Origin of the sequence: Cytophaga sp., assembly GCF_051961495.1 — a bacterium.
Lineage (GTDB): Bacteria > Bacteroidota > Bacteroidia > Cytophagales > Cytophagaceae > Cytophaga.
Genome location: NZ_JBQCDF010000245.1, coordinates 1 through 9517 on the forward strand (window position 1 = coordinate 1; position 9517 = coordinate 9517).

Below are 9517 nucleotides of genomic sequence, written 5' to 3' on the forward strand. Positions count from 1 at the left end.
TTTCAGACGTTTATGCATGTATTCATTTTATGGAATTGAATTTTAACACTTGTTAATATGTGTTATAACATTATTACATACATACTGTAAAAAAGGCAAGATTTGACCCTTATTTATTTTCATTAATTTAACTAATGTTAAAAAAATAAGGCCAATGAAAAAGCGATATTCAATTCTTTTACAGAGTTTTAATACAATTTTTAGAATATTAAGCCCCGTTAAATTCAATTTCGGCAAAAATATTTCCGGAGTTGAATTTTCTTATTTACTGCAAAGTCTTCAGTCAGCGACGAATAATGTGAAATTATCTTACATCCCACTGGTAGTTTTGCTGATGATATGTAACCTTTCTAAAGCGCAGAATATTACAGTAGGAAATGGACAAACACTTACAATTACAACCAATACAACCTACACCACATTAACAGTTAATAATGGTGGTATATTGATTGTTCAGGCGCCTGCTACACTTACTGTGGGGACGGTTGGAAATGCAGCCACTACTCAAGTCGTGGATTTTCAAAATGGTTCTACTGTCAATGTAAATGCAGGAGCATTTATGGTTGTATATGGAAAAGTAAATAACAGTAATAACAGTGACCAGGTAACGATTGACGGGGATTTGTACATAAATGGAAATTATAATGGCGGTGGCGGATCTGAAATCATTGGTTCAGGAACAGTGAATTCATCCGGTTCCATGACTACAAGTGATGGCGGAAATCCCGGATTGATTTTCGGATCAGGCAGTGATTGTAGTGCAGGTCCATGCAGCGGTAATAATCTTTCCTGCAGCATGGCAAATACCATATCTACAGCAAATCAATCCATCTGTGCAGGTTCTTCGGCAAGCACCTGGGATGGAAGTACACTTGCTTCGACAACATACCAATGGCAGTCAAGTGCTACAGGGTCATCTTTCACCAATATATCCGGCGCTACCAATGAAGACTATTCGCCAGGGATAGTTTCAACAACTACTTATTACAGAAGAAGTGCAACTAAATCCGGTTGTACAACTTATTCTCCGCAGCGGGTTGTAATAACAACTGCTACCGTAACACCAAGCGTAAGCATTTCATCATCTGCCACTACTATATGTGCCGGAGCAAGCATTACAATTACAGCTACACCAAGCAACGGCGGTACACCGACGTATAAATGGAAAAAAGGTGGCGTAGCCATTTCCGGTGCAACCAATTCAACCTATACAACAACGACAGCAGTTAATAATGATAGTTACACGGTTACAATGACGAGTACAGCCACGTGTCCGTCGCCAGCTTCAGTAACGAGTTCTGCCATAGTAATTACCGTAAATTCAGTTACACCAAGTGTTAGCGCGAGTTCTTCAGCAACCACCATCTGTGCCGGTACAAGCATTACCTTAACGGCTGCACCGACCAATGGCGGTACACCGACGTACCAATGGAACAAGGGCGGGGTTGCGATTTCCGGTGCAACTAATTCAACCTATACAACAACGACAGCAGCGAACAACGACAGCTATACCGTTACGATGACGAGCACGGCAACCTGCGCGTCGCCGACAACGGCAACGAGTTCAGCCGTGGTGATTACGGTGAACCCGGTTCTTACACCAAGTGTTAGTGCGAGTTCTTCAGCAACCACCATCTGCGCCGGTACAAGCATTACCTTAACGGCTGCACCAACCAATGGCGGTACACCGACGTATCAATGGAAAAAGGGTGGTGTTGCGATTTCCGGTGCAACAAACGCTACGTATACAACCACAACAGCAGCGAACAACGACAGCTATACCGTTACGATGACCAGCACAGCAACCTGCGCGTCGCCGACAACGGCAACGAGTTCAGCCGTGGTGATTACGGTGAACCCGGTTCTTACACCGGGTGTGAGTGCAAGTTCTTCTGCAACTACGATTTGTGCGGGTACAAGCATTACCTTAACGGCTGCACCAACCAACGGCGGTACACCAACGTATCAATGGAAAAAGGGTGGTGTTGCGATTTCCGGTGCAACGAATTCAACCCATACAACCACAACAGCAGCAAACAACGACAGCTATACCGTTACGATGACGAGTACAGCAACCTGCGCGTCGCCGACAACGGCAACAAGTTCAGCCGTGGTAATTACGGTGAACCCGGTTCTTACACCAAGTGTTAGCGCGAGTTCTTCAGCAACTACCATCTGTGCGGGTACAAGCATTACCTTAACAGCTGCACCAACGAACGGCGGTACACCGACGTATCAATGGAACAAGGGCGGCGTTGCGATTTCCGGTGCAACGAATGCTACCTATACAACATCAACAGCAGCGAACAACGACAGCTATACCGTTACGATGACCAGCACAGCAACCTGTGCTTCGCCAACCACAGCAACGAGTTCAGCCGTAGTGATTACGGTGAACCCGGTTCTTACACCGGGTGTTAGCGCAAGTTCTTCTGCAACTACGATTTGTGCGGGTACAAGCATTACCTTAACGGCTGCACCAACGAACGGCGGTACACCAACCTATCAATGGAACAAGGGCGGGGTCGCAATTTCCGGCGCAACGAATTCAACCTATACAACATTAACAGCAGCGAACAACGACAGCTATACCGTTACGATGACGAGCACGGCAACCTGCGCGTCGCCGACAACGGCAACAAGTTCAGCCGTGGTGATTACGGTGAACCCGGTTCTTACACCAGGCGTGAGCGCGAGTTCTTCAGCAACCACCATCTGCGCCGGTACAAGCATTACCTTAACGGCTGCACCAACCAATGGCGGTACACCGACGTATCAATGGAAAAAGGGTGGTGTTGCGATTTCCGGTGCAACAAACGCTACCTATACAACCACAACAGCAGCGAACAACGACAGCTATACGGTTACGATGACGAGTACGGCAACCTGCGCGTCGCCGACAACTGCAACAAGTTCAGCCGTGGTAATTACGGTGAATAATATACCAACCATAACCAATGTTGTACCCGCTGCAAGATGCGGTACAGGTGCTATTACCCTAAGTGCAACACCAAGCGCGGGTTCTGTTGTCTGGTATACCGTTTCGGCAAATGGCATAAGTGTGTATACAGGAAATAATTATACTATCCCTTCTCTATCATCCACCACTACATACTATGTTGAGGCTACTTCAAACGGATGTACATCGACATCAAGAGTTTCTGTAGATGCTACCATCAATACATGTGCGGTTTCATGGATAGGTGTGACAAGTACAGACTGGAATACTTCCTCCAACTGGAGTTATGGTTATATTCCATCAGCATCTGATACGGTAATCATTCCTTCCGGAGTAACTTATTATCCGGTATTAACAACCAATACCCCTGTTTATAAATTGCGGATTAATTCTGGTGCATCTGTAAGTATAGCATCAACAGGTACATTAACGATGTACAGTGATCTGATCAATAATGGGACGCTGTCAACAGTTGCTGGTTCTACGGTTGCTTTCAAAGGTAATCTGGCCCAAAGCATTCAAGGTGTGCCGGTATTGTATAATGTAGTTATAGATAATAATGCAGGTGTTGCTCTTCAGTCTGCACTTACTGTGAACGGTACAGTTTCGTTAACAAACGGTGCATTAACAACAAACTCAAACCTGACAGTTAATTTTGATAACGGGGGTAATATCGGTTATGCCCCTTCAGACCTGGGAAGTATTGCAGGCGTTGTTACGGGTAGAAGGGATCTGGTTGCTGCGAAAACGCACTATATGGGAGCGCCGTTCAGCGGCGTAACTTCCGGCCAGGTTGCGGCAACAACTCCTCTTTATGTAAACCCATACTGGAAGCTGTTTACCCGTACCTTCTCAACTCAAACCTGGGCAGCGGTTACAAGTTCAACTGCTGCAATGCCATTAGGTACAGGATACTCGTTGTCTCTTCCTTCAGCTGCACCATTGGTATTTACGGGTACTTATGATCATACATTTGCGTTGACTGGTCCTGTATATCCAAATACAGCCACAGGTAAATTTCTTCTTGTTGCTAATCCATATCCATCAACGATTGATTGGGACAATGCATCCGGTTGGACAAAGACGAACGTAGGAAATGCTATTTATTACTGGGACGCTCCGAATAACAGGGCTGCCAGTTATGCAGCGGGTATAGGTACAAATGGCGCTACAGGATATATTCCTCCCATGCAGGCTGTGTTGGTAGCCTTGACAGGTTCAGGCGGAAGTTCAAGCGTTTCAATTAATAATAATGCACGTATAAGTACTCAGAACCCTGCTTACTTTAGAACTGCTGCTGCAGATGCTGTGATCCGTATTCGTGTTGAGGGTTCAGAAGGAATTCAAAATGATGAAACTATAGTACGTTTCAATGAGCATGCAACGAATAACTTTGATCCAGAAATGGACGCGGCAAAGTTGTTAAATGGTGATTCTGTACCATCTATTTATACCACATCGGATACAGATATGTATTCAATCAATTCATATGCTTCTCCGGATGCTGCACCATATATTCCAGTAGCAGTAAAATTACCTGCAGATGGCAAGTATACGCTGACAGTAAGTAATGATAACCCTGATATTGAATATATATTGCTGGATAAGAAGCTTGGAATAGAACAAACAATTAAAGAAGCATATTCATTTACAGGCGAACAAACAGATGATGAAGATCGTTTTGAATTGCAGTTACGTACTGGTACAGGTGTTCAGGGAACAAACAGCACATCTGGCTTAGCCATTAATTCCGCTACCGGAGCGGGCTTCTATGTACAAACACAACGTTATGCCGGTCTTGAGGCTGAAATTGAAATTATGGATGTTACCGGTAATCGTATAGATGTTATGGCAGGTAAAAATTTATCAGCAGGCTCAACCTTTATACCATTGGATCTGCAGTCCGGCACTTATCTTGTAAAAGTACATGTGGGTACTGAAACTTTTGCAGGAATGATTGTTTTAGTGAAATAAAAACAAGTAAGCATTATAAAACAAAAAAGCTCCTGGATATCCAGGAGCTTTTTTGTTTTATGTATGTTTGAAAATGGATGAGTTGAAATATAATTATTTGAGTGTCATTTTTATTGTAAAAAAAACTTATAAGTAATAACAATTGTTAATTAGTAGATTAATGTCGTTATTTTTATGTAATTCAATTTTTTGATCAATTCTATCAAACGGCTGTTTAACAGAGTTTTATTTTTATTATATGTAAATAAGCTTAGTTTGAGAAAAACCTTTCTAAAAGATGACCGTTATCAGTTTAATCTACCTCAATAAGACTGAATATGGATTATACTTTACCGGGAAAAAACAATTCCCCCAATTGTTTTTTCAAAACCCTGAGTGCTTTTTACAAACACTTAATTATTCAAAATAAATTTATTTATACCTGTGCATGGTGTTTGATTTTCTGTTTTGTTCAATTAACGGATATCAATGCTGCAACAGTAAATTCTATTGCTGCTGGAAACTGGGGGACAGGCTCAACCTGGTCAACAGGCAGTACTCCCGGTAATGGTGATATTGTTAATATTAATAATCCGGTAACCCTGAACAGCAACATGAGCCCATCCTCAGGTGCTGTATATACTTTTAATGCAACATCGTCCGGCTCCGGAACATTAAACATGTCATCAGGAGCCATTCTTGATATTCGTGCAAACGTTACGTTTACAGGGTCGGGGTTTAATTTAAACGGCGGGATCATATATGTAAGAAGTGGATATACCTTGACGCTTCCCGGATTTAACGAATCGAATACTGCTATATATGTTGAGTCTGGAGCTACTTTGGTTGTGAATGGTAACTTACTGAATAACCATGGTACGATTCAGGTTGACGGGACATTAACCGTGAATGGTAATTACGACGGCCAGGCAGCCGATGCAGCCATTACGGGTTCGGGAGATTTTACAACGACAGGTTATATGAAAGGAATCAATGCCAGTATGGTATTTGGCGTAGTTCCCAATTGTAACGGCCCGGGTTGTAACGGAAGGAATTTATGTTCAGGCTTTACTGTAAGTGCTGCGCCGGCATCTTTAGATGCGTGTAGTATTTTGAGCTCTCAGACATTTACAGCTACAGTGGTTCCAGCATCTCCAACACCAACGTATCAATGGAGTTCATCTTCATCACAAACGGGTACATATTCAGATATTTCCGGTGCAACAAATGCTACGTATTCTGTAAGTGGCCTGGGTAACTCCAAAACATTTTATCGGGTAAGAGCGACCGTTTCATGTACTAAATACAGCGATCCGGTTTATGCGAATTCATCCAGTTCGCTTGTTTTTCTTGGTTCAACATCAATTACTGGAACAGCTGCTGTTTGCCAGAATACACTGCAAACATACTCGGCTGCAACTACCAACGCTATCGATTATATATGGTCAGTACCGGCAGGATCAGTTATTACGTCCGGTCAGGGAACCTCATCTATAACTGTATTAATAGGAGGAACAAGCGGTAGCATTGGAGTTACGGCCAAAACAGGTTGTTATTCAAATAATGCTACAAAGGCTATAACCGTAACTCCGATACAAACAAGTCCGGGATCAATAACAGGTTCTGCCAGCTTGTGCCAGAATTCAACAGGTAATGTTTTCAGCATTGCAGCTGTTAGCGGGGCAACCGGGTATACATGGGTACTACCCTCCGGTGCTTCGATTACAAGCGGTTCAAATACAAACTCTATAACTGTCACCATGGGGACAAGCAGTGGTAATATCATTGTTACTCCAACGAATGCTTGTGGAGGAAGCTCTGCATCGTCAGTACTGGCAGTAACAATATCTTCCGCTGTTCCTTCTGCTGCCGGTACAATTACCGGTACTACACCTGTATGCTCCGGCATTACAGGTGTTGCATACAGCATCTCTTCAGTAAGCGGAGCTACAAGTTATACATGGGCTGTACCTTCAGGCGCTGCTGTTGCTTCGGGTACCGGAACAACTGCTATTACCGTGAACTGGGGATCTACGGGAGGGAATGTAACCGTAACCCCTGTAAACGGATGCGGGAGTGGTACTTCAAAATCTCTGGCTGTAACAGTAAATACTGTCCCTTCTGCTGCCGGTACAATCACCGGTACTACTCCTGTTTGTTCCGGAGCTACAGGCATTGCATACAGTATTGCTTCGGTAACAGGTGCCACAGGTTATACCTGGGCTGTTCCATCAGGAGCTACCGTTGCATCGGGTGCGGGTACCAATTCAATTACAGTGAACTGGGGAGCAACGGCAGGAAACGTGACAGTAACACCAACGAATACCTGCGGTAATGGTACAGCTGGTTCTTTAGCAGTAACAGTAAACACCGTTCCATCAGCAGCGGGTACAATCACCGGTACTACTCCTGTTTGTTCCGGGGCTACAGGCATTGCATACAGTATTGCTTCGGTAACGGGCGCTACAGGTTATACCTGGGCTGTTCCATCAGGTGCTACCGTTGTAACAGGTGCGGGGTCCAATTCAATTACAGTGAACTGGGGATCAACGGCAGGGAACGTAACAGTAACACCAACCAATACCTGCGGTAATGGTACGGCTGGTTCTTTAGCAGTAACAGTAAATACGGTTCCTTCGGCAGCGGGTACAATTACCGGTACTACACCGGTGTGTTCCGGGGCTACGGGCATTGCATACAGTATTGCTTCAGTAACAGGTGCTACAGGTTATACCTGGGTTGTTCCATCTGACGCAACTATAGCTTCAGGCACAGGTACCAATTCAATCACCATTGACTGGGGGGCTACTGCCGGTAGTGTTATAGTAACTCCAACAAATGGATGTGGTAATGGTACATCGAAATCCCTGTCAGTAACAGTAAATACTGTTCCGTCAGCAGCGGGAGCAATTACCGGATCTGTATCTGTTTGTGAAGGACAAACGTTAGTTGCATATAATATTTCAGCCGTTACAGGTGCTACCGGCTATACCTGGGCACTTCCGTCAGGGTCAATCATATCAGGGAGTACAGGACGTGCTATAACAGCAACGATAGGGACAACTTCGGGAAATATCACAGTGACACCTACCAATACCTGTGGTAATGGTACAGCAAGCAGTGTATTCGTAACAGTGAATCAGGTTCCTGTAATTACAGCAACGATTCCGGATAGCAGGTGTAATTCGGGAACGGTGACATTAAGCGCGACTGCAAGCATAGGTACAATCAGATGGTATAATGTAGCTGCAGGGGGAAGTGTTTTATTTACAGGTTCTCCATATAGTCCTACAGTTACTGCAACTACTATATTTTATGCACAGGCAAATAATTCCGGTTGCTTAAGTATTCCAAGAACAGCTGTTGTTGCAACTGTGAACAGTTGTCCGGTTACCTGGACAGGAGCTGTGGGTATATCATGGGCAAACAAGAATAACTGGAACTATGGGGCCGTACCAACAGCGGCGGATTCTGTGTTTATTCCGGCTGGTGTGCCTAATAATCCAACACTTGCGACAAACCAAAATTCAGGTGTATTGACAATTAAACCCGGAGGAGTTTTGAAAATTTCATCCACCGGTACTTTGAACGCATACGGGGACATAATTAATAACGGTACATTTACAGCGCTTTCAGGTTCTACCGTTGATTTCACAGGAAGTACTGCACAAAGTATAACTGGTGTACCGGTATTATATAATACAGTTATAAATAATATTTCAGGAGTAGCTCTTCAATCTGCACTTACTGTAAACGGTACAGTTTCACTAACAAATGGTGTATTGACAACGAACTCAAACCTGACCATTGATTTTGATAATGGCGGTAATATCGGCTATGCTCCTTCAGACCTCGGAAGTATCTCAGGTGTTGTTACGGGTAGAAGAGATCTGGTTGCTGCAAAAACACACTATATGGGGGCTCCATTCAGTGGGGTGACCTCCGGACAGGTTGCAGCCACAACACCAATCTATGTGAGTCCATACTGGAAAATGTTTACCCGTCCGTTTTCTACTCAAAACTGGGCTGCTGTTACAAATTTAACAACACCTATGCCATTAGGCACAGGGTTCTCTCTGTCACTTCCGGCTGCGGCACCGTTGGTATTCACAGGTACTTATGATCATACCTTTGCCTTGACAGGCCCTGTATATCCGAATACAGCAACAGGTAAGTATTTATTGGTGGCCAATCCGTATCCATCAACGATTGATTGGGATAATGCTACCGGTTGGACAAATGCTAATGTTAATGCGGCTATCTATTACTGGGATGCTCCCAATAACAGATATGGAAGTTATGTAGGTGGTGTTGGCACAAATGGTGCGACAAGATACATACCGGCAATGCAGGCTGTATTGGTAGAATTAACAGGTGCGGGAGGAACTTCAAGTGTTTCCATTAACAATAATGCGCGTATAAGTACACAGAATCCTGTCTATATGAGGACAGCATCAAATACGGTAATCCGTATCCGCCTGGAAGATTCGGCAGCAACGAAAAATGATGAAGCTGTTGTTCGGTTCAATGATGATGCAACCACTGGTTTTGACCAGGATCTGGATGCACATAAGATTCCAAACAGTGGTTTGATGCCTTCCGTTT

Annotated in this window: 2 protein-coding genes; both read left to right on the forward strand. The window is 44.0% G+C overall.

The genetic code is table 11. The annotated features are described in order from the left end of the window. Nucleotides 1-298: 298 nt before the first annotated feature. Nucleotides 299-4933, forward strand: coding sequence for a beta strand repeat-containing protein (locus tag ACTHJT_RS13390; protein WP_440238993.1), 4635 nt, complete (start codon nt 299-301; stop codon nt 4931-4933). Between the two features lie 317 nt (nt 4934-5250). Continuing rightward, nucleotides 5251-9517, forward strand: a 4267-nt coding sequence (locus tag ACTHJT_RS13395) for a beta strand repeat-containing protein (protein WP_440238995.1), incomplete at its 3' end; no start/stop codon positions are given.